Origin of the sequence: Psychrobacter sp. GW64-MNA-CIBAN-0177 (genome assembly GCF_040309585.1) — a bacterium.
Taxonomy (GTDB): Bacteria; Pseudomonadota; Gammaproteobacteria; order Pseudomonadales; family Moraxellaceae; genus Psychrobacter; species Psychrobacter okhotskensis.
Map to the genome: position 1 here is coordinate 1 of NZ_JBEOOY010000017.1, position 23760 is coordinate 23760.

The window sequence follows — 23760 nt, forward strand, 5'->3', positions numbered from 1 at the left end:
TGTTGGTCATACTAGTTTCCTTCTTTGGGTTATTATAACCTCTTAGAAGCTGTCCAATTTTATTATGCCACTACAGTATGTCGTCATTAATAGGTAGACAATATACCCCTTATTTAGATTTAGCCCGCTACTGCACTTTTACCCCAACGCTACGCAAAAACTGGTTAATATGCTTGTTTGCGCCATAGATTATCAAGACATCTTTATCTTGTAGCACCTGCTCAGGCTCGGCCAATCCTTCGATACTTGGCTTACGTTGCGTACGTCCAAAGCTATCTTCATAATACTCATAGCGCATGGTACTAAGCAATCGAATATTGAATTTTTGCTCAAGCTGTAAGTCGTCGACGGTCTTTCCAATCAAGGCGTTTGGAATACTAAGCTCAACGATACTAAAATGATCGGTAAGCTCAAACGAATCTACAAAGTAGCGCAGTGACAAGCGTTTTGCCCAGCGGTCGGCGGCTTCTTTTTCGGGCAAAATAAGATCGTCCACACCGATGGCTTGCAGCACTTTTTGGTGCAATGGATTGATACTGCGGCTGATCAAGCGCCGTGCTTTTAAGGTCTTAAATAGCGCCGTTGCCATGACATTTGCGCCTTGGTCTTCGCCGATTGCGACCACGACGATATCGGTATCGATAATGGGTAAACCGGTGACGGTATACTCGTCGGTGGCATCCATACAGACGGTATGCGAGATGACTTCTTTATAAGCCTCGACTTTTTGCATACTGCTATCGATAGCAATTACTTCGTGACCTTGACTGGTCAACGCTATACCCAGCGACGAGCCAAAGTTCCCCAATCCTACGATGATATATTTCATATTGTCCTTTTTGTGCCTTAATAATAGTGCCACACTTGAGGTAATAGAACTTTAATTAACAAAATCTTAGTTAACAGGTTCAATTAGCAAGAAATCATTTAATAGCACTTAGTTAATAGCACTTAGTTAATAGCACTTAGTTAATAGCACTTAGTTAATAGCACTTAGTTAATAGTAATCTCTTCCGTGGGATAGCGATAGTTACGCTCGCGCATGTTTTTGAGTAAGGCGATAAACAGGGTTAACATGCCCACCCGTCCAACGAACATAATCACCGAAATCACCATTTTGCTAAAATCCGACAACTCGGTGGTCAAATTCAAACTCAAACCGACGGTGCTATAAGCAGAAAAGCACTCAAAAACCACTTTAATCAAATCCAGCTCAGGTTGATCATAACTGATGAGCGTCACCCCAGTCCCAATGACCAATAACGACAGCCACATGATAGAAAAGGCGCGACGAATCGAAATCTCAGCGATTTCCCGTTTGAAGACTTCTACTCTCGTCTGCCCACGCGCCAAACTCAAGGTATTTAATAGCGCAATGGCAAAGGTGCTGGTTTTGATACCACCGCCCGTCGAGTTCGGTGACGCGCCAATCCACATCAAAAAAATCGTCAACATAATCGTCGGAAAGGCTAGGTCACCCATATCAATGCTATTAAACCCAGCGGTTCGCGGGGTGGCAGCGGTAAATATCCCTGTCACTAACTTGCCATAAAAACTGCCATGGTCAGCCAACACGCCATTATATTCAAACAACATGACCCCAATGAGTCCGACTAGCAACAGTGCACCCGTGGTAATCAGAGTGATTCGGCTATTGATATTGAGCAGCCACGGGCGATAAGCGTAGCGCTGATTGCGACAATATATCAGGCGCTGGGCACGATAGCGTAAATACCGCAGCACATTGACCACAATCACAAAGCCCATACCGCCAAAGATAAAGGTAATGCCAATAATCAGCTGCAGAGGATAATTAAAGCGCAGCGCGTCATCATATAAGCCCGCACTAAAAGTAGAAAATCCGGCATTACAAAAAGCCGAAACCGCATGGAAAATGGAAAAAAATAAGCGCTCGGATACGTCCATGCCGGGTAAATTGTAAATACTGGCGTAAATGAATGCCGCCGCCAACGCCTCAACAGCAAAGGTGACATATAAGATAGATTTGAGGGTTGCCACCACATTACCCGTACCGCGCATATAGGACATCTCACTGATGCTCAGCTGAGTCTCGTAGCTGACACCGCCCTTAAAGAAATAGCTAAAATATGTGACAAAGGTCAAAATCCCGAGACCGCCTATTTGGATCAGACCCATAATAATGACTTGGCCAAAGGTCGTGTAATAGGTCGCGGTGTCTACCACGATAAGCCCAGTAACACACACCGCACTGGTCGCAGTAAATAATGCATCGATAAATGATAAAGGCTGGGTCGTCGCGTTGGGCATCATTAATAGCAAGGCGCCAACCAGTACCACCGACAAAAAACTTAGAATAAAGAATTGGGCTGGGTTCAAAAAAGTACGGTCGAGATTGAAGTCGTGATCAGAGATTTCACGGATAAAGGTCACTAGTACCGCAACCTTAATCGCGACAAAGCCATCAACGGAAACCGCCAAGCCTGAGCGTATTAAATCGGTGAAATGCGCCACGAGTAAAATGACGATAGCGATACTGGTCAACAAGTCAAAGACAGCCACTTTGTTAATCGTTAGCGGTTTTTTGCTATAGAGGTAACGCCCTGCCGTGACGATAAAACCTAAAAAGATAATGACCAAATAAAAGAGATGAAAAACATGCTGTAGCCAGTTCGGTAGCGTAAAACCACTATCGAGAAGCGCCACTGCGACCCCAATGATGCTAATAAAAATCGTAAAATTATTAAGTAATCGATAGCGTATGGCGGCGTGCATAGCCTGAGTCCATGAGAGGAATAACCACGATATTTATACTCCTTTTTTTGACTATTAACTAAAACTGATTTTAGAAAATCGTAACCAGTTATGAACGAATTATCGAAAGTGATTAAATGGACTGACCGTATTGATGACAATCTGATGACAAGTTGGCTACGGTCGAAATGAGATGCCATGATAAAGTACGGATTATTAAATAAAGGCTGCAGCACCCTGCATAACAATAATCACAAAGGACGGCGCCATGGTACTGGACATCTTATTAACCATTCATTTTATATTACTCGTGCTGATATCCTTACGGATACTCTCGCGTCATGATTTGACCTCATCGGCTAGGCTAGCATGGATGGTGGTGCTGTTTATATTGCCTTATGTCGGCGTCGTGGTTTACTGGATGTTTGGTGAGATACATTTAGGGCGTAACTTTAACCGCCAGCATGAGCAAATTATTAATAAACTGCATACCCACAATCCTGAAGTGTTCGGTAGCGACGCGGCTTTAACGCAAGCGATAAAACCTGAGTATCAAGCAGCGTTTGCTTATTCTGCGAACGTCACAGGCTTTCATACTACCGTGGGCAATCATGCGGAACTAATGGCGGATGCGGCAGAAACCCACAAACGAATGCTAGCGGATTTTGAGGCGGCAATCGATCATATTCATGTGCTGTATTATATTTGGCTGATTGATGGCACAGGTATCGATATCGCCCAAGCGCTAATGCGCGCAGCACGGCGCGGTGTGACTTGTCGAGCGATGGTCGATGGCATGGGCTCACGCAAAATGGTGGGCTCAAAGATATGGCAAGAAATGAAAAATGCTGGCGTGCAAGTCAGCGTGGCTCTACCGATTAGCAATCTTATAAAGGTATTATTATTTAGCCGAATTGATCTGCGCAATCACCGAAAGATCACCGTGATCGATGGCAACATTGGCTACTCTGGTAGTCGCAACTGCGCAGATCCTGAGTTTCGCGTAAAGCCCAATTTTGCCCCGTGGGTCGACATTATGCTGCGCGTTGAAGGACCAGTGGTGGCACAGAACCAGATGCTTTTCGCCAGTGATTGGCTGATTAAAAACCCCGATACAGCGGTCGAGAGCTTTTGTTATCCTACCGCACAACCAGACTCATCAGCCTCTACAGGCTTCGCCGCACAAGTCTTTGCCGATGGTCCTACCCAACGCTCGGGCGCAACGCCACAATTTTTAGGCGCGCTTATTAGCCAAGCCCAGCAAACCCTGACCATCTCAACCCCTTACTTTGTCCCAGATTATTCCCTAATCAATGTCTTGTGCGCCACCGCCTATCGCGGCGTAAAGGTCACAATGATCTTCCCCAAACACAACGACTCCTTAGTAGTCGCTGCGACCAGCCGCAGTTATTATTGGCAATTACTAGAAGCAGGAGTAAAAATTTATGAGTACAAGCCGGGATTGCTACATGCGAAGACCTTGACCGTCGATGGCCAGCTAAGCTTAATTGGCTCGACCAACTTAGATTTGCGCAGCTTTGATTTAAATTATGAAAACAATATTGTCTTTAGCGATATCGCCTTGACCGCTGACATCATGGAACGCCAATCTCAATATATCGCTGACTCTGATGAAGTGACAAGCGAGGAGGTCGAAAACTGGCCGCTACCCTATAGAATTTGGCACAATATTGTTGCTACCATGGGGCCCATCTTATAAATAACGGTTGGATGCTAGAGCGTGTCCTCATTATTTATCAGCGCTATTTATCAGAGCTTTTTTGCAAAACATAGACCACAAATTTTGCTTCGGTACTAAATGCTTGCTGTTCAACCGCTGCCAGTAACGCTTGTCTTTTTTCGCTACGGGCACGGTAGGCATAAGGGGTCATGGTCAGCAAATCGGCTAAGTCAGACGCTGATAATGTCATCTCGGTACTGACGCGATGCGTCTCTATTAGCGTAAAGTATGGTGCTAGCTCCTGCAAAAACTTATCAGAATCATGCTCGCGCACGCTATCAAATAGTGCATCGCGCATCGTTGCTAAATGTCCGACATCGGGCTTGGCAATGATTAGAAACCCCTTATCAGCCAATACCTTGGCAAAAGCCTCAGGCAAAATAGGACTAAAAATACTGCTGATACCCGTGACACTATGAGCACGAAGTGGTAGATGCGCCGCACTAGTGACTAACGGGTAAATCACCGTCGTCTTTTCCGCTTCGTCTTTATGTTGTTGATACCACAGCTGACTGGCTGCTTTGCTCACTTTAGCCAATTCAACCAACGCGGGCTTGCTGATATCAGCCGCTATCAAAGTAGTGATACTATCTGAGCCCATCTGCACCATCGCCTGCGTGTAATAGCCTTCCCCGCAGCCGATATCCAACCAGTTGACAGGGTTTTTATCCTGAGCGTTTGCTGATGAAGTGATTGATGCAGTAATTGGCTCAGAGATGACCTCGTTTTGCGCTAATAATTGTTCCATTTGCTGACAGATCACTGTCTGTAGCGGCTCATAATGTCCAGCTGCTAAAAACCGCTTGCGCGCTTCAATAGATTGCTGACTGTCGCCCGGTGCTTTGGATTTTTTTTGTTGCACAGGCAGTAGATTGACATACCCTTGACGCGCCACATCAAACGGATGGGTGGTTTGCTTAGGGTTTAAACTACCATCACAGCGCCACGTATCGGCGGCAGGCTGCAGAGGTGACTGACAAAGGGGACAAATAAATAAGGACACAAGCATCTCAAGATCATCGCAATATGGCTGCCATTTTAACAAAAATTGCGTGGGTTAATGGATAAAAGAAGCAGTTAAAAAAAGGTCTAAGAAAAACAAAAAGCCACCTCAGTGATTGCTGAGATGACTTTTTTAATCACATAAATACTTATTTACTACAGCACCTAGGTTAATACTATTTTAGCGCAACTTCAATGTCATCAAACCAAGTATGACCAATAAAATGGCGATAATCCAAAATCTAGCGACCACTTGTGTTTCTTTCCAGCCAATTTCTTCAAAATGATGATGCAATGGCGCCATCCGAAAGACACGTTTTTTGCGCAGTTTATAGGAGCCAACTTGCAGCATAACCGATAGTGCCTCGGCGACAAATAGACCACCCATAATGGCAAAAGCAATCTCTTGGCGGGTCATGACGGCAATCGTACCGAGCATCGCACCGAGGGCAAGTGCACCCACATCCCCCATAAAGACTTGCGCGGGATGCGCATTAAACCATAAGAAGCCAAGACCAGCACCAATCATCGAACCACAGACAATAATCACTTCAGAGTTATAGGCAATATAAGGGACATGCAAATAATCGGCAAAGCGTACGTCACCCGAGACATAAGCCATCGCGCCTAAACCAGCTGCAACTAATACAACGGGCAAAATCGCCAAACCATCTAAGCCATCGGTCAAGTTGACAGCATTGGAAGCGCCATTAATCACAAAATAGGTAAAGATAATAAAGCCAATACCAAAAGGTACGGCTGAAAACGGAATCATCCAATCCTTAAAAATGGGTATTAATAAATCCTGCATCTCGCGGGTGGTGGCGATGTCCGGTTGCAAGGTGGCGATATAATATAAAGACACACCGACGAACAATGCTCCCATCGACAACCAAAAGTATTTTTTGCGAGCAATCAAACCTTTGGGATTTTTATATTTGATTTTGAGCCAATCATCGGCCCAGCCAACCGCGCCAAAGATAATCATCACGATCAGCAAAATCCACACATAAGGATTGTTAAGGCGTGCCCACAGTAAGGTCGATACCCCGATGGCGCTCAAAATCAATACCCCGCCCATGGTCGGTGTACCAGTCTTTGCCAAATGCGACTGCGGACCATCATTACGAATGGCCTGACCATACTTTAGTGCCCGTAGACGTCTGATGACCGGTCCGCCTAAAAACATACTAAATGCCAGTGCTGTGACGACCGCAAGTAACGCTCGTAGCGTCAACGAAGAAACCGCAGAAAACGGTGTATAATACTGGCCAAGCCAGCCAAACAACCAAACTAACACCGCCTACTCCTCTACTAGCGCATGAATAAGTGTTTCCATTTGCATGGAACGAGAGCCTTTGAACAACACCGTACAAGGCTCAGCCTGTTGCGCTTGCAAGTAAGACTGTAAATACTGCAGCAGACTCTCTTTATCAGCGAACGCATGAGCACTAATCTCAGAAATCTCTTGCGCACCAGCCACGGTGTAAGGCGCGTACTCACCAACACATAGCAGCACATTGATGCCTGTGGTTGCGATGGTACGACCCAAGCTTTGATGCTCGCTCACTGCCGCCTCACCCAATTCAGCAATATCCCCCAACACCATCACCTGTGTGCCAGTTTGTGCCGCCAATACTTTGGCAGCGGCGCGCACCGAATGTGGGTTGGCATTATAAGTGTCATCAATCAGACGATGCATACCAAGCAGCTGACTGTTCAAGCGACCTTTAGCAGGACGCGCGTTCTCAAGTCCGATTACAATGTCATCGACGTCGATATTCAAAGCATGGGCACAAGCCGCCGCCGCCAAAGCATTATTGACGTTATGCTCCCCTGCTAGTGGCAAGCTAATATCATGGACTTGGTTGCCAATGTGTAGCTTAAACTCACTGCGCTCAGGCTCGACATCTAAGTGACTGGCGCTGACATCGGTATTACCAAAGCCAATGACATGTGAGGTATGCTTTTCAGCAATACGGCGTAATTGATTGGTAAAGTCATCTTTATCTGGAACGATCGCAAATTGTGCATCATTCAAGGTATGATAAATCTCTGCCTTGGTCTGGCAAATCCCTTCGCGGCTACCAAACTCACCCAGATGCGCCGTGCCGATGTTCAGAATACAAGCCACATCCGGACGGACAATCTCAGTGGTATAGGCAATCTCACCAATATGATTGGCGCCCAACTCTAAGATGGCATAGCGATGGTGATCGGATAATTCGAGCAGCATCATCGGTACACCCAAGTCATTATTGAGATTGCCACGAGTGATGAGCGTCGGTGCTAATCTGCCGAAGATACTTCCAAGCATCTCTTTACAGGTGGTCTTACCACTAGAGCCAGTAATAGCAATGACGGTTAAATTTTGATGCTGTTGACGACGATACGCAGCCAATTGCCCTAGCGCTAAACGGGTATCGCTCACGACTAGCTGCGGGATATTGGTAGAGATTGGCCGTGAGACGATAGCAGCAACCGCACCTTGTTTCATAGCAGTAGCGATATAATCGTGACCGTCAAAATTGTCACCCGTTAAGGCCAAAAAGATATCACCGGATTTTATCGTGCGGGTATCAGTGGCAATGCGCGTGCTCGTAACATCATTGCTCGATCCTGCTTGTTCTTCACTTAGCTGTCCTGCATCTAGCTGCCAGTGACTATCAAGCGCCGCTGTTGCTGTAAGCAGATTACCTGCCTGCCAGACATACAGCCCTTGCGACTGTATGGTGTTATCGTTGTCGGCTGTCATAGTAGTGATTACCTTATATGATGATTACTTATTTTTTATAACTGCATGTTAAAACTTATAAATATTATTAAAAATTAGTGTTGCTAAACACTCAGACAGCACTTTTTTATACGCGGCCAGCATGCTCTAGGGCGTTTTGTAAAATAATACTGTCGTCAAAATCATAACGGACATTATTGATTTCTTGATAAGTCTCATGACCCTTGCCAGCGATGACCACAATATCATCGGTAGCCGCTTGATTGACGGCATATTCAATCGCTTTTTGCCGTGCTGGTTCGATATGGGTACGCTGATATTGCTCCGCACTCATACCTGCTTGCATATCTTGCAAAATCGCCTGTGGATCTTCAGTGCGAGGATTGTCTGCCGTTAGAATCACTTGATCCGCGCCTGCCAGCCCCGCTTGCGCCATCAATGGGCGCTTGCCAGCATCACGGTCGCCACCGCAGCCAAATACCGCCCATAATTGACCCTTACAATGGGTTTTAAGACTGGCTAATACCTGACTTAAGGCGTCGGGCGTATGCGCATAATCAACGATAAAACAACCATCATTAGATGGCACACGTTGCATACGACCTACGGCACCTTGTAGCTGTGGCACGACTGGCGCAATACGCTCCAAACTGATCTCTAAAGCTACGGCAGCTGCCATAGCCGCAAGCAAATTCGCCACGTTAAAACGTCCAAGTAATGGACTGACGATATCTAAATTATTAACGTTACCATCGCCAAAATCTGTACGCAGGCTAATCTCGACACCTTGTAAGCTGGGCTTAATTTTAGCAGCGACAAAGGTAGCCGTTTTTGTAGCATCCAAACTATAGGTCCAAACCGTCAATTCACTAGCATGGGCGGTATCCAGCATAATCTGCGCATGCTCATCGTCGATGTTGACAATGGCGTGAGTCAAATCTGGGAAGTGGGCTTTATCAAACAGTTTGGCTTTGGCTGCCGCGTACTCTGCCATATCGGCATGATAGTCTAAGTGGTCACGGCTAAGATTGGTATAAATTGCCACCGACACCGGCATGCCTTGCAAACGCTGCTGATCCAAACCATGTGAGCTGGCCTCTAACGCCAGTAGCTGTGCCCCTTCGCGACCCATTTGATATAGAAATTGCTGAACCGCTAAGGCATCGCCCGTGGTATGACTGGCTTGTACCAAAGTGCCAAGCCTACCATTACCTGCCGTACCCATGACGGCGCTGCTCATGCCAGTCAGCTGGGTTAATTGCGCCACCAGTTGACTGATGGTGGTTTTGCCATTGGTGCCCGTCACCGCCACCACTGCTGGTAATGTTACGGGCTGCTGATGCTGCAAACGCGCTTGAATTAAGTCACCCAAAAAGTCACGGATGTTGGGCGCGTATACGACGGGGCAAGGCAAGGAATCTAATTGCTGCTGCGCCGTAGCTTGAGCATTATCAATCAATTCAATATTAGCATGTGGCGGCACATTAGCCGTGGCAAGCAAGGCGATAGGATCGATTTCTGATAGGATAAAAGCCGCATTTTTAGCGGCTTGATAAAGGTAATCACGGCTTTTTTGGCAGTTTGGTGTATGGCTCTTTAGTAGTACAAACACGTCGTTTGACGCTACCTGACGGCTGTCTAAACGAAACTGCTGAAACGGTAAATTGACAAGCGTAAGTCGTTGATTGGAGGCTGATTGGTTCGTTAATGTTTTATCTGCTGCTATTCTCATTGCTGATAATGCCTGCGCTAGATGATGACTATTACAATTGCTAGCATTTATAAGCTGTTGCAGGGTAACAGTGGCACTGGTCAGCGATGAGTTGAGCATGGTCATGAGCAAATCCTAATCGGTTAAAACAAATCAAATCATTAATAGCTGAATACGTAAATATCCATATCCATGCCTACTGGGCTTCAGTTTTTAAGGGTTTATCTAATGGCACATTATAGAGACGTAGCGCTTCTTTCATGACGTTATGGAATACTGGCGCCGCTGTCAGACCAGCATAATGCAGCCCTCGAGGGTCTTCCACTAAGATAACACCGACCAGTCTTGGGTTTGATGCTGGTGCCATGCCCGCAAAGACGTTGCGATACTGATCGGTATAATAACCACCTTTTGGGTTGATACGACGCGACGTCCCTGTTTTACCCGCCACTCGATAGCCATCAATCGCCGCTGCTTTGGCGGTACCACCCTCTTCGGTGACGCTCTCTAACATCTGGACAATCGACATGGCTTGTTCGTGCGCCATGATGCGTTTGCTTGGTTGTACTTTGTCGCTCTTAACCAAGGTTAGAGGATGCATGACTCCGCCTGCCGCTAATGCCGAATAAGCCTGCGCCACCTGCGCTACAGTCGCCTCCATACCATAACCATAACTGATCGTTGCACGACGTGAGGTCTCTTTTTCTTCCGGTGTAACCACAAGCCCACTGCCTTCCGCTGGGAACTGTAGCGGTGTCTTTGCACCGAATCCAAATTGCTTTTGCATATTGGTAATGGCATCAGCGGGCAAAGATAAGGCTATCTTGGTCGAGGCCACGTTACTTGATTTTTGTAAGAGTGTGGCAAGATTGATGGTGCCCAAATTATTATGATCACGAATGGTATAGCCACGCACACGAATTGAACCCGGATTGGTATCAATTAAAGTAGTCGGTGTGTATTTGCCCGAATTGAGAGCCGCAGCCACGGTAAATGGCTTCATGACTGAACCCGGCTCAAATACATCGAGGAGCGCACGGTTACGCTGGTTTTCACCAGTCATCTCATTCAGGTTATTGGAGTTAAATGATGGCCATGTCGATAGTGCCAACACTTCGCCAGTTTGTACATCGACGACCATACCAGTTGACCAGCGCGCTTTTTGCACACGTCCTACTTTCTCTAGTTCTTTATAGAGCAGATACTGTAGACGCGAATCAATGGTCAACGCCACATCTTTGCCAGGTATTTCTGGCTCAATCTGTTTAATCTCTTTTAGGCTGTTTTGTTTGGCGTCTTTGAGTACCAGTACTTTACCATCATCACCCGCCAGCTCTTTTTCGAATTGACGCTCTATGCCTGCCCGTCCTTCGTAACCACCTTCAGGATCGTTGGCATTTTGCCCCATAAAACCCAACAGCTGCGAGTTTGGTTGTGGCTGCGGATAATAACGCTGAAAGAAGTTTTTCTCATACACGCCCGGGAAGTCAAGCGAGCTAACACTTTCGGCTATTTCAGGCGTGACTTTGTTGAGTAGTGGCAAATAATGCGAGCCTGCGCCCGATGGCAGGGCGGCTTTTACCGCTTCTTCATCAGTCACATCAATACTGTCATCGACAGCAGTGACTTTCTTTAGCTCACTGACCGGAATGTTGGCGGCCGCTGCCAGCCGAGTCAGATCCATATTATCCAGACGTTTTTGCATACGCGCTTGTAACTGTGGACTATTCGGATTGGTAATTTTGATACGTTTAAGCTCATAGTATTCGCGCGAATAATCATGCGGACTAAAGGAGACAGTCGCAAGCGGCGCACTAACAGCTAAGGGTAAATTATTGCGATCGGTAATCATACCGCGATAGGACTTTTGCGTCCGTACGCTGGTGATAAGCTCGTCACCTTTATCTTGATAAAACTGTGCGTTAGCCACTTGAATATAGTAGGCACGCCCTATCAGTAGCGCCAACACCACAAGCGCCACGCCCCAAACGGTACGGAATCGGTTTTTGTCATACTCAAAGCCGCCACGAGAGGAGGCACCAGTGGCCTTATTAAATACAATTTTTTTACGGTTTTTGACACTGGTATACGCGCCTTGATCTTCATTCTTTTTGAGGCGACCAAAGAGCTTGGCTTTGCGATTGTCTGAAGATTTGCTGTCAGTTTGCCCAGATTTAGCAGCACTGGCTCGGCGTAATGGTTTGGTTACTTTGCCACTGGCGGGTTTTTTGCTGGGGTTTTTTGCTGATGTTTTACCACCATTGGCGTTTGGCTTTTTATCACTCATTGTCCTGCCTCCGCAAGATTGGCGTCGCTCACGGGAGCATCGGTTTCGACAACGTCTGAATCATTGGCTCTAATCAGCTCTGCGCTAGTTGGCTGGGCTGGTGCCAATGCGACGGCCGCACCCGGCTGAATGATCAGCTTATCCTTGAGAGTGGGTGAAAACATACCAAGCTCGGCAACGGCGCGACTGGCAATTTGCGGTGTGGCACTAAAGGTTTGCTGTTCAATTAATAGGCGCTGGTGCTCAATTTGCAGTTTGCGTTCTTGTTTTTTCATGTCTTGCAAGGTTCTATAATCCTGATGATATTGCTGCACTTCCTCAGCCGTTTTGATACCGCTCCAGACGATGGCTGCTGCCAATAGCAACAACACCGCCACATAAATGCTGACCACATTAAAGCGGCGCACGAATAGCTCGCCAACATCAGTGGTATTGGCCATTGCGGCGCGACGGTTTGCAGGTTTGTCAGATATTGCCATGACGATCTCAAAAAAGTAAACTTCAAATATAAAAGAGCGGCGACTGTATAAGGGTTATAAAAATCTCATCCCTGATCAGTACCCTCAATAAAAATAAAACCAAACGCGCTGTGCAATGATAGCCATAAAAACCCGCTATGATTGACATTTACTCTACAAGCTATAATCAAAATATCCTAAAAACGCGATGCTATTGCTGATATCAATTTTTTGTCGCCTCTGTCTGCGCAGGCACAGCAAGCCAGAAAAATAGATATCAGCAGTGCGTGATGGTTCGATATTACTTTTTACTGACTATAACTGTCTTCTACTCTAAGCTGACAAAGAAAATAATAGCTAATGATCATCGCTAAATTAGCGCAGACATAAACAAAAAACTAGCTGCTGAGCCTAGCAGATAATATTTACAGCTTTTTAACAGTTGCGTAAACATTAAGACATTTAGTCACATTCACTAAACAGCATACTAGGGTGTGTCCTGAATTCAACTGATAGCGATCTAAATGAGCTAAAAACGCTTTTACTGCTATAGCGTCTGTTGATACTCAGTATCGGTACGAGTCGCCATGCGTAACCATGCGCTACGTGAGCGTGGATTTTGACTCACCTCATCTTTGCTAGGGCCCACGCGTTTAGGCTTGCTAAAATAACGCGGACGCTTAGGCGGCATCGGCAAATTCTCGTCTTCTGGATACTGCCCTTTACTATGACGCTGCAAAAACTGCTTAATGCGGCGATCCTCTAATGAATGAAAGCTAATGACCGCCAGCTGCCCGCCTGACTTTAGAATCGGGATGCTTTGTGCTAAAAAATCATCGACATCGCCAAGCTCATTGTTAATGAAGATACGCATCGCCTGAAAGCTCTGCGTCGCTGGATGCTTACCACGCTGCCAGTTTGGATGCGCCACTTTTATCACTTCTGCCAGCTCAAGTGTGGACTCAAAACTGTCCATCTGCTTAATTGCACGTGCAATACGACGGCTGTGACGCTCTTCGCCAAACTCATAAAGCACATTGGCTAAGGTTTCATCATCGACTTTGGCAAGCCATTCAGCGACGGATTGACCACGACTGGTATCCATGCGCATATCGACCGCACCATCGCGCATAAAGCTAAAACCGCGACTACCATCATCAATTTGCGGTGAAGAAATGCCCAAATCTGCCATCAGACCATCGACCTCAGTGATACCCATAGCGGCTAAGCTGTCCGTCAAGGTCGCAAAGCTGTCATGCACCACTTTTACGCGACTATCGGTATTTGCTAGTTCGCGCGCAACACTAATGGCTGTTGGGTCTTTATCAAACACAATCAAGGTGGCATCGTCAGCCAGCTGGCTTAATAGCAAGCGGCTATGGCCACCACGGCCAAAGGTTGCATCGACGTAGATGCCGCTCATTCGTAAGCTGCTTTGGTTGTCACTGTTTTGTCCTGCGTCGCCGGTTTGCTTGGGCAGTGATTTGACACCCAACACCGCCGCGACCGCTTCTTGTAGCAGCACAGCATCGTGGACAAAACTTAATTCATCCGACACTTTATGGCCTTGACTAGAATCTTGCGCAGAAATGTCTTCCACAGAAGATCGGCTAACCACTGACTCAGCGCTATCGGTAGCAGCAGGACTGGCGTTAACATTTGGCTTTGGCTTAGATTTTGATAATGACACAAACAACTCAGTAGATGACGACCATCGTGGCCAGTAATAGTAAAAAATCGGATGAAAATAAACAAGTTATGCCTTGCCTAGCATTATTATCGCAAGGATACATCTGTAGTCAAGCGCTAGAAGGGCTTTTCATTAAAAATATCCCATCTCTCTGTTATACTAGCGCTATATTTTACGCTATTTTTCTACCTTGACGGCTATTGTTTCATCCGTATTTTTTGTTCAAAGCTTTGATTAGCATTTTTCACTGCCCTATTCATTAACTACCCTATTCTGAGATTTTTATGATGCAACCATCGACTTCTACTAGCGGCACACGCCCTGTTCGTACCCGCATTGCACCCTCACCGACTGGCTTTCCTCATGTCGGCACTGCTTATATCGCCCTATTTAATTTAGCCTTCGCTAAAGCCCATGGCGGCGAGTTTATTTTACGTATCGAAGACACCGACCAAACACGCTCAACGGAGCAATCTGAAAAAATGATTTTGGATGCGCTGCGTTGGGTCGGCCTTGACTGGGCGGAAGGTCCAGACATCGGCGGTCCGCACGCGCCTTATCGTCAGAGCGAGCGTAGCGATATTTACAAAAAACACGCTGAGCAGCTGATAGAAAACGATCATGCGTTCCGCTGCTTTTGTACCAGTGAAGATCTAGACACCATGCGTGCTGAGCAAATGGCCAATGGCGAGACGCCACGTTATGACGGTCGCTGTGCACATTTAAGCTCTGAGAAGACTCTTGGACTTCTTACAGCAGGCATGCCTCACGTAATTCGTATGCGTGTACCCACTGAAGGCATCTGCCAAGTACATGACATGCTGCGCGGTACCGTTGAGATTCCTTGGACCCAAGTCGATATGCAAGTGCTTCTCAAAACTGACGGCATGCCAACGTATCATTTAGCCAACGTTGTCGATGACCACTTGATGGATATCAGCCATGTACTACGTGGTGAGGAATGGCTGAACTCTGCACCGAAGCATCAGCTACTTTATGAGTATTTTGGTTGGGAGATGCCGGTTCTTTGCCATATGCCACTGTTACGTAACCCAGATAAATCAAAGCTGTCGAAACGTAAAAACCCAACCTCTATCACCTACTATCGTGATGCTGGCGTGCTACCTGAAGCTTTGCTGAATTACCTTGGACGTATGGGCTACTCCATGCCTGACGAAGCAGAAAAATTCACCTTGGACGAGATGATTGCCAGCTTTGATATTCAGCGTGTATCGCTTGGTGGCCCTATTTTCGACATTGAGAAACTTAATTGGGTCAATAGCGAATGGCTACGTGCACTTACTCCTGAAGAGCTAAAAAATAAAATCCTCGACTGGGCAAGTAATAGCGATAAATTAACGGCTATCGCAGCAGCCATTCAGCCACGTATCGAACTACTGTCTGATGCAGTCAATTGGGGCGGCTTTTATTTTCAAAACCTCCCGGATATTAATGCCGAAAGCTTTACCCATAAATCATTGACACCTGAGCAAATTATCGAGATGCTTCAGCTGTCATTATGGCAGCTAGAAGTCTTGCCAACGTGGTCAGAAGAAAATATCTACGCCACTTTAAAAGGGCTTTCGGCTCATCTCGATATTAAGATGCGTGACTTTATGGCACCGTTCTTTATCGCTATCGCTGGTAGCACCTCATCGACACCCGTCATGAACTCTATGGCGATTATCGGTGCTGATATGACGTTGACGCGCTTGCGTCATGCGGTTGATGTACTAGGCGGCTTGGGTAAAAAGAAGCTTAAAAAACTAGAGAAACAAGCGGCTGAGTTGCCAGACTTTTTGGCGGCTGAATAGCTTCTCTGCCGAATAATAAATTAGCTGAAATTTTGAATTTGAAAGGGTCATGCCAGTTCTGACCCTTTTTCATTTTTAGTCAGTATTACTACTCTCATACTATTAAACATACGAATTGGAAACAAATATGGCCGCCAAAACCGTCACGATAGAAAGTAAAGATTATGTCTTCAACACCCTAAAAGAAGCGCAGAAATACTATGATACCATCGTAAAAGAGCTTTATGATGCCAAACTCACCCTGACAAAGGGTCAAGATTTTGAAGATCTAAAGTGGATATATACGACTTACTCTGATTATAATAAATCAGCGCGATTAAATGAGTCTGAGATTATAGGCTTTAAAGGTATCAGCACAGTACAACAAAAAGGCGGGCAATATATCCCCACAGAATGTGCTGCTATTGTTTTTTTAGATGGCACCGAAGAAGAATTCTTTACCGATAAAGCCATTAAAGAGATTGCTAGTCAGCAAAATCCACGCTAATTTAGGCTTATTAAGTAGCTAAATCCGCTTTAAACGCTTTTTTTCGCATATTTATCGATTATTTTGAAAATAGCGGTTGACAAGACTGCTGCTGTTACCTAAAATACGCACACTCTTAGCGAGGGGCTATAGCTCAGTTGGTAGAGCACTTGCATGGCATGCAAGGGGTCAACGGTTCGACTCCGTTTAGCTCCACCATACTATTTACGACAAAGCTCAGTTTACTGAAACTTTAGAATAAATACTCGCTAGTAGGACGATATCAGCACCTAGGCAAGGCTTGCTCTATTAATAGATAAGCTCTCTGATATTGTGAAGTACCGTTGTAGCCATTTGGTTATGACACTCTATGCGTCCCCATCGTCTAGAGGCCTAGGACACCGCCCTTTCACGGCGGTAACGGGGGTTCGAATCCCCCTGGGGACGCCACTATACGGCGTCACTTATTAGCACTTTTGCTTAGTACCTTTAAGCATCAGGTAAGACTAATAAGCGAACAATATAAAAGCCCAGTCATCATACGGCGACTGGGCTTTTTTACGTCTGTCGTTTTTATAATGGCTTGTTGCAACTTACTTCAAATATAGTCAATCCTATACAACTCAGATACGGTGTCAGTCTCGCTTAGCCTACTATTTGCAGTACTTTCACTCGTCTTCCTTGTATCCAAATTATATTGAACCGACTATACCATTCATCGCTTGAGCGTTTATCGGACAAACCTTTAGCCTGTCCGATAAAGCAGTTTACGACTTGACCAAGCCTTTTAATGACAAGTTTAATGATAAATAAGTGCCAAACAAGATCACGACTGAGCCAATGATCGCGCCGATATCCAGTGCTTCGCCAAGCAAGATATAACCAAAAAATATCGCAAAAATAGGGATAACCAGCGTAATACTGGTCGCGCGCATCGGGCCGATATTTTTGATCAACTGGTTCATAAAGATAAGGGCAATGGCGGTCGAAAACACCCCAATACAAATCACGGATAGCCACGCTTTTGCGCTAATACTTGCGCCATACGGAAAATTATAAACAGCTATAGGTAGCATGACTAGGCTGGCGATAATGAGCGAACCTGCAGTGATCGCAATCGGCGAGAGGTCTTCTAAGTAGTTCCTAGTAACATTAGCGCCTACTGCATATCCTACTGCCCCAAGTAAAGCGTACCCCATTGGTAGTAGCGTTGAGCTTAGATCTTGTGCTCCTTGCTCACCAAACAAGTTCTCACTCATCAAAATCACTACGCCAATAATCCCAATCACTAAGCCTAATATTTGCTTTTTAGCGAGCTTTTCATTAAAAAAGGTACTGGCAATAAAGCCGCTCATCATCGGTACAGCAGCATTAAGTACTGCTAACACCCCCGCATTCACTGACTGTGCTGAAAATGAAAACAATGTAAAGGGAATGGCGGCTGAGAATAATCCGACGATAGTAAGCATTTTCCATTTTTTAAGAATACCCACTCGGTCTTTTGGGCTGAGCAATAAAAAGACCACCATGATGGAGCCTGCAAATATCACCCGTAGGCTGGCAAACGCCAACGAGCCAAACTCAGGGACGCCCACTCGATAAAATATAAATGAGAGCGACCACATAAAGGAAAGCACAAAGAAGGTAATAAGGTCGCGTCTAGTCATGGTTCACTCAATTTGGCAGGCTATTTATGTAGCGGTGTTGACTGGGTTGGTTAAGTCATAAAAAATATCGTGATGATAACGCTTTAATGGCTTTAGAGATGCTGTTTTTATGTATTTTTGCGGGATAGATATCAAGAAATAGGCAAGACTTCTTGAGTTTTGGCAAGACGAAAATTTGAATGTAGCGCAGGTTTGTAATGATTGGGATAACTTGGTTTGAATGAGATTGGTTTGAACAAGATTGATTTTATGGATGTCCGGCGTGATAGGATTTGACGAAAGATGGGTGTTCTTGCTAATTCAACTTAAGCTCACTACTATCTACCCTATAAAAAACTTATAAAATATATAAACACTCTATAACATAGGGATATCTAGAGCCATCAAAGGGAGGTGCTTGTTGTGTTTGGTATTGAAAATTATCTAGGATTTATCGCTGCCGCCATTTTATTAAACCTAACACCTGGTTCGGATACCATGTACATCATTACTCGTAGTGTCTCACAAGGGCAAAAAGCTGGGTTTTATTCAGTACTAGGCGTGACTTCCGGTGCGTTGATTCATACTTTATTAGCGGCGCTAGGTCTATCAGTATTATTGGCCAATTCCCCAATAGCATTTATGATCGTCAAATATATTGGTGCCAGCTACTTGTGTTATTTAGGCTTTAAGATGCTAACAAGTAAACAAGCACCTTTGATAACGAATAACGTGCAAGACCACAAAAACATTGCAACTATGAAGCCTTTCAATTATTGGCAGATATACAAACAAGGGGTGCTCACCAATACCTTTAACCCCAAAGTGGCTTTGTTTTTTGTCGCTTTCTTTCCTCAGTTTATCGACCCCAGTTATGCTCATAGCATGTTGTCATTTTTGGTATTGGGGCTGACCTTTGCCACCACGGGTTTGATATGGTGCTCGTGTTTGACATTATTGGCGTCAAAGTTCAGCGAAAACCTAAGAAAAAACCCTGCCATTGAGTCTGTCTTGAACAAAATCAGCGGTGTCGTATTTATGGGACTGGGCGTTAAATTGTTGACTGACAAAGGTTAAGCAAGTTGGAATAAAGAGTAGAGGACATAAAGTATTTAAAGAGAATTGGAATGAGAACTTCAGATAATTCAATGAAATAAACTTCCCAATACTTACTTATTCCTTCTCACCCAATAAAAAAGCCCAGTCCCCTATATTAAGGAGACTGGGCTTTATATGATTCTAACTTTAATTAACCATTAAGCAGCGTCTTTACTCTCTGCTGCTAATTGGCGTAGTACATAGTGCAACACGCCGCCATGACGCACGTATTCGCGCTCTTTTGGCGTTTGTAGACCGACGTTAACCTCAAAGGTTTCAGTTGAACCATCAGCGCGAGTAGCAGTGACTTTGGCAGTTTTGCTCTCACCATTATCGAGACCACTAATGCTGATGACTTCTGAACCATCAAGCTTGTAAGTCTCAGCGTTTTCACCTTCTTTAAAGGTCAATGGCAACACGCCCATGCCCACTAGGTTCGAGCGGTGAATACGCTCAAATGAGCTGGTCAATACCGCTTTGACACCGAGCAAAATAGTACCTTTGGCTGCCCAATCACGGCTAGAACCAGAACCATACTCCGCGCCGCCAAGAACAACGAGCGGACGCTTGTCTTCTTTATACTTCATCGCGGCATCATAGATGGCCATTTCTTCACCATCTTGTAGCGTCGCGCTGTCACCCTTGAAGTAATAGGTATAGCCGCCTTCCTTACCGCCCATCATGGTATTTTTGATACGGATGTTGGCAAAGGTACCACGAGTCATGACTGCATCATTACCACGGCGTGAGCCATAGCTGTTGAAGTCTGCTTCCATCACACCGCGCTCTTGCAAGTACTTACCTGCTGGTGAGTCTGGATCGATATTACCTGCTGGTGAAATATGATCGGTGGTGATTGAGTCACCAAATAGACCTAAAATACGCGCGCCTTCGATATCAGGAATGCCTTCTGGCTCCATGGTCATACCATCAAAGAACGGTGGGTTTTTGATATAGGTTGACCCTTCATCCCATGGATACAGCTGGCTATCCGCTGAGCTAATTGCGTTCCACGCTGCACTACCGTCGAACACTTCGCCGTAGTTTTTGCGGAACATATCAGCATCGATATTGTTGGCAATTAACTCGTTAATTTCTTCTGAAGTTGGCCAGATGTCTTTTAGGAATACATCATTGCCATCTTGATCCTGTCCTAGCGGATGAGTCGTCAGATCGATATCGACTGTACCGGCTAGTGCATAGGCAACGACCAACGGTGGTGATGCTAAATAACTGGCTTTGACATGCGAGTGAATCCGACCTTCAAAATTACGGTTACCAGACAATACAGCCGCTGCGACTAAGTCATTATCCTCAATACCTTTTTCGATTGATTCGAGGAGCGGTCCTGAGTTACCGATACAAGTCGTACAACCATAACCGACCAAGTAAAAGCCTGTTTTTTCCAGCTCATCCATCAGTTTGGTTTTTTCTAGGTAATCAGTAACAACTTTAGAACCAGGTGCTAATGAGGTTTTGACCCAAGGCTTAGCCTTTAGACCTTTAGCAGCTGCTTTTTTGGCAACCAAACCTGCACCAATCATCACCGCAGGGTTTGAGGTGTTGGTACAAGAGGTAATGGCGGCAATCACAACTGAGCCATCACGCAACTTGTGGTCTGTCTCATCAATTTTAACAGTAGAGAAAACCCCATTGGCAGGCTGATATCCATCATTTTGATTACTATTGACCTTTGGCTTTGCGGCCAAGGTCTCGGCTTGCTCTTGCTCACCACCTTCTTGGTCAAAGCGTACTTTACCTTCAACTTCCGACTTGCGATCTTTGGTCATTTTTTCTAGCGTTTCGCCAAATTTTTCGTGCATATCAGACAAGTTGATACGCTGTTGTGGCAAGTTAGGACCAGCCAGCGCAGGCTGTACTGAGGACAAGTCTAGATGCAAATTGCTTGAATAGGTCGCCGCTGGGGTGTCGGCATCGTGCCACATGCCTTGTGCTTTGGCATATTTTTCGACCAGCTCAATTTGCGCTTCGTCGCGGCCTGATAGACGCAGATAATCAATCGCCATTTGGTCAATTGGGAAAATACCACAAGTTGCGCCATATTCTGGTGACATATTGGCAATCGTCGCACGATCGGCAAGCGGCATGCTGTGCAGGCCTTCACCGTAGAATTCGACAAACTTACCTACCACACCATGGGCACGTAGCATTTCAACCACACGCAATACCAAATCCGTGGCGGTGACGCCTTCGGTCAATTTACCCGTCATCTCAAAACCAACGACTTGTGGAATCAGCATCGATGATGGCTGACCAAGCATGGCCGCTTCTGCTTCAATACCGCCCACGCCCCAACCAAGCACACCAATACCATTAATCATGGTGGTATGACTGTCAGTACCAAATACTGTATCAGGATAGGCAGTAAGCTCACCGTTGACATCAGCGGCCATCACCACACGAGCTAAATACTCAAGGTTAACCTGATGGACAATACCGGTCGCTGGTGGTACGACGACAAAGTTTTCAAAGGCGTTACGACCCCAATGCAAGAACTCATAGCGCTCATTATTACGCTTAAATTCGATCTTTTCGTTCAAATCTAGCGCATCTTCGCGGCCATAAGCATCGACTTGTACCGAGTGATCGACGACCAGTTCACTGGGAATAAACGGGTTAATTTGCTCGGCTTTACCACCCAGCTCAACCACGGCATCACGCATGGCGGCCAAATCGACGACCGATGGCACGCCAGTGAAATCCTGCAAGACGACGCGAGCAGGCATAAAGGCAATTTCTTTTGACGCTTCAGCACCTGCGTCCCAATTGGCGACGGCTTCGATGTGGTTTTTACCCACAGACTGACCATCATCTTCGTTACGCAATAGGTTTTCTAATACGACTTTCATGCAATATGGCAGCTTACTGATATTGCTATAGGTTTTGGTTAGCTCAGGCAGGCTGTAGTAGGAATGTTCCTTGCCATCGACCGACAAGGTGTCTTTTACGTTAAAGATATCACTCATGGTAGCTTCCTTATCTACTGGGTAGATTGTTATGAATTTATTGTTATAACTGGTGGCTAGATTAACTTTGAATTTATGAGCTTAAAGAAAAAAGGCTGATAAAATTTGCATCGACTGACCACTGGAATCAAAGAAAAAGATAAATAGTGTTTCCGTCGTTTATAACGACTCCCCTTCACCATAACAAATTTAGAGCCCTTTGTTAACGCCTAGACGGTGTCAAATCGTGGCACAATCGTAAACGTAACAGCCGCTTAGCGGTTTATTAATAAGGTGTTCAATGATTTTTCACTTTTTCTTTTGACGGCGACCATGACGAAACACATAGTTATCTTCATAAAAGCTCATATCAGCATTTTCTGCCCAAAAATGTGGCACGCCCAAAATAGGCAAGGGAGCCAGCTGGCGCGGTGTGACATTATCTTGTGACAGCAATTTATCCATATATTGAGCAATTTTGCCATCTAGATAGACCATGCGTGCAGATAGCGGCAAGGCAAAAAAATCTTGCGGCACAAGGATGACGATACTGTGCGCACATAAAGGTTTGCGCGGTTTTATCAATTGCTCAAGCAGTGCATGACCAAAAACATAAACCGCAGCCCGAGACTGACTATTCAGTTGTTGTGGATTGTCCCACTGCGCGCGCGGCTCTATCAAACTTGCCTGCCAATCGAAATTAATCAAAGCCTCGCCAATACGCGGCTCAGACGTCACTAGTACCGCCCCATTTTCATCAAATACGGTGATGGTATCGCGGACGCGTCCTCGGCTAGCACCAATCCCCTGCTGGGCAATCTCCGCCATATGATAATAATTAAGCAGCGCTTTAGTCTTTGGAAAAGTCAGCCAAATACTGCCGTTAAATAAATCATGCAAGTTATCACGTGTCGGGATATTGCCTGTCGTGGCGATAAAGCGCTCGTACGCTTCGCCTTCTGGCAACGCATTTTGCGAGACGAATTGTAAGGTTTGCGCCTGATTATTGAGCGCAGGTTTGGTTTGTGGCAATGACTGCTGTAGGCCTTCCGCCTGTTGCTGTAATGCGGTATTTAAAACCTTAGCGAGAATATCAGGTGTATGTTCGACTTTATCTGTCTGAGCAGGCTCATTATTTAAGCCACTGAGCTGTGTGATGGCTCTATTGATATAGTCTAACTGCTGTAAATGAGCCAACCACGGTGCTTGCCAATCAATCTTAGCAAAGCTTTTGTCAACACTGCCGGCGCGTGTAGAGAGACTGATTATAGGCGCTTCAGAAGAAGCCGTTGAATAAGGTTTGGCAGGTAAATCAGTGGCGGTCATGTTCACTATCTCTATTAGACGTAGGGCTTGTCTATGGTATCATAGAGCGCTTTTTTGCTGCTAGATAGGCAGCTCTAAACACCCTCTT

16 protein-coding genes and 2 tRNA genes are annotated in these 23760 nt (G+C 45.6%); 6 read left to right on the plus strand and 12 right to left on the minus strand.

What is annotated here, in order from left to right; translation table 11 throughout:
* Positions 1-127: 127 nt before the first annotated feature.
* Together AAEY79_RS10520 and AAEY79_RS10525 are read right to left on the minus strand one after the other, a co-directional pair.
* Entirely contained in the window at positions 128-829 is a 702-nt protein-coding gene (locus AAEY79_RS10520) for a TrkA family potassium uptake protein (RefSeq protein ID WP_025653236.1), read from the minus strand.
* A gap of 164 nt (positions 830-993) precedes the next feature.
* Positions 994-2754, minus strand: a complete 1761-nt coding sequence (locus tag AAEY79_RS10525; protein WP_201567270.1) for a TrkH family potassium uptake protein — start codon at positions 2752-2754, stop codon at positions 994-996.
* A gap of 247 nt (positions 2755-3001) precedes the next feature.
* Here AAEY79_RS10525 and cls point away from each other — a divergent pair, with 247 nt between their 5' ends.
* A complete protein-coding gene (gene cls / locus AAEY79_RS10530; RefSeq protein WP_352288286.1) occupies positions 3002-4453 on the plus strand; it encodes a cardiolipin synthase in 1452 nt (483 codons plus the stop codon).
* A gap of 43 nt (positions 4454-4496) precedes the next feature.
* On the opposite strand, the gene AAEY79_RS10535 is transcribed toward cls, so the two are convergent.
* From AAEY79_RS10535 to rsmH, 7 genes are all read right to left on the minus strand, one after another.
* Complete coding sequence (locus AAEY79_RS10535) at positions 4497-5483, minus strand: putative RNA methyltransferase (RefSeq protein ID WP_352288289.1); 987 nt, start codon at positions 5481-5483, stop codon at positions 4497-4499.
* 174 nt (positions 5484-5657) lie between these two features.
* A complete protein-coding gene (gene mraY, locus AAEY79_RS10540; protein WP_025653232.1) occupies positions 5658-6776 on the minus strand; it encodes a phospho-N-acetylmuramoyl-pentapeptide-transferase in 1119 nt (372 codons plus the stop codon).
* A 3-nt stretch (positions 6777-6779) separates the two neighbouring features.
* Positions 6780-8231, minus strand: coding sequence for a UDP-N-acetylmuramoyl-tripeptide--D-alanyl-D-alanine ligase (gene murF, locus AAEY79_RS10545; protein ID WP_201567257.1), 1452 nt, complete (start codon positions 8229-8231; stop codon positions 6780-6782).
* Between the two features lie 106 nt (positions 8232-8337).
* Positions 8338-10047: a UDP-N-acetylmuramoyl-L-alanyl-D-glutamate--2,6-diaminopimelate ligase gene (locus AAEY79_RS10550; RefSeq protein ID WP_352288292.1), complete on the minus strand. Its 1710-nt coding sequence runs from the start codon at positions 10045-10047 to the stop codon at positions 8338-8340.
* A gap of 70 nt (positions 10048-10117) precedes the next feature.
* Positions 10118-12208, minus strand: coding sequence for a penicillin-binding protein 2 (locus AAEY79_RS10555; RefSeq protein ID WP_101211360.1), 2091 nt, complete (start codon positions 12206-12208; stop codon positions 10118-10120).
* Positions 12205-12687, minus strand: a complete 483-nt coding sequence (locus tag AAEY79_RS10560; RefSeq protein WP_101211361.1) for a cell division protein FtsL — start codon at positions 12685-12687, stop codon at positions 12205-12207. Before AAEY79_RS10560 ends, AAEY79_RS10555 begins: the two co-directional genes overlap by 4 nt.
* Positions 12688-13213: 526 nt before the next feature.
* Complete coding sequence (gene rsmH / locus AAEY79_RS10565; RefSeq protein ID WP_407074196.1) at positions 13214-14257, minus strand: 16S rRNA (cytosine(1402)-N(4))-methyltransferase RsmH; 1044 nt, start codon at positions 14255-14257, stop codon at positions 13214-13216.
* Positions 14258-14640: 383 nt separating this feature from the next.
* On the opposite strand from rsmH, the gene gltX reads away from it, so the two are divergent.
* The 4 genes from gltX (at position 14641) to AAEY79_RS10585 (ending at position 17086) form a co-directional block, all read left to right on the plus strand.
* Positions 14641-16170, plus strand: a complete 1530-nt coding sequence (gltX, locus tag AAEY79_RS10570; RefSeq protein WP_350588187.1) for a glutamate--tRNA ligase — start codon at positions 14641-14643, stop codon at positions 16168-16170.
* 127 nt (positions 16171-16297) lie between these two features.
* Entirely contained in the window at positions 16298-16657 is a 360-nt protein-coding gene (locus tag AAEY79_RS10575) for a hypothetical protein (protein ID WP_201567447.1), read from the plus strand.
* Between the two features lie 122 nt (positions 16658-16779).
* Positions 16780-16855, plus strand: a tRNA-Ala gene (locus AAEY79_RS10580).
* A 155-nt stretch (positions 16856-17010) separates the two neighbouring features.
* A tRNA-Glu gene (locus AAEY79_RS10585) sits at positions 17011-17086 on the plus strand.
* A 317-nt stretch (positions 17087-17403) separates the two neighbouring features.
* Here AAEY79_RS10585 and AAEY79_RS10590 read toward each other — a convergent pair.
* Entirely contained in the window at positions 17404-18303 is a 900-nt protein-coding gene (locus tag AAEY79_RS10590; protein ID WP_201567449.1) for a DMT family transporter, read from the minus strand.
* 402 nt (positions 18304-18705) lie between these two features.
* On the opposite strand from AAEY79_RS10590, the gene AAEY79_RS10595 reads away from it, so the two are divergent.
* Positions 18706-19359, plus strand: coding sequence for a LysE family translocator (locus AAEY79_RS10595; RefSeq protein ID WP_025653219.1), 654 nt, complete (start codon positions 18706-18708; stop codon positions 19357-19359).
* Positions 19360-19538: 179 nt separating this feature from the next.
* Here the strand turns inward: AAEY79_RS10595 and acnA are convergent, their stop codons facing one another.
* Together acnA and AAEY79_RS10605 are read right to left on the minus strand one after the other, a co-directional pair.
* On the minus strand, positions 19539-22367 hold the full coding sequence (acnA, locus tag AAEY79_RS10600) for an aconitate hydratase AcnA (RefSeq protein WP_201582771.1): 2829 nt from the start codon (positions 22365-22367) through the stop codon (positions 19539-19541).
* A 288-nt stretch (positions 22368-22655) separates the two neighbouring features.
* Positions 22656-23672, minus strand: coding sequence for a DUF3025 domain-containing protein (locus tag AAEY79_RS10605; protein WP_352288298.1), 1017 nt, complete (start codon positions 23670-23672; stop codon positions 22656-22658).
* Positions 23673-23760: the final 88 nt, after the last annotated feature.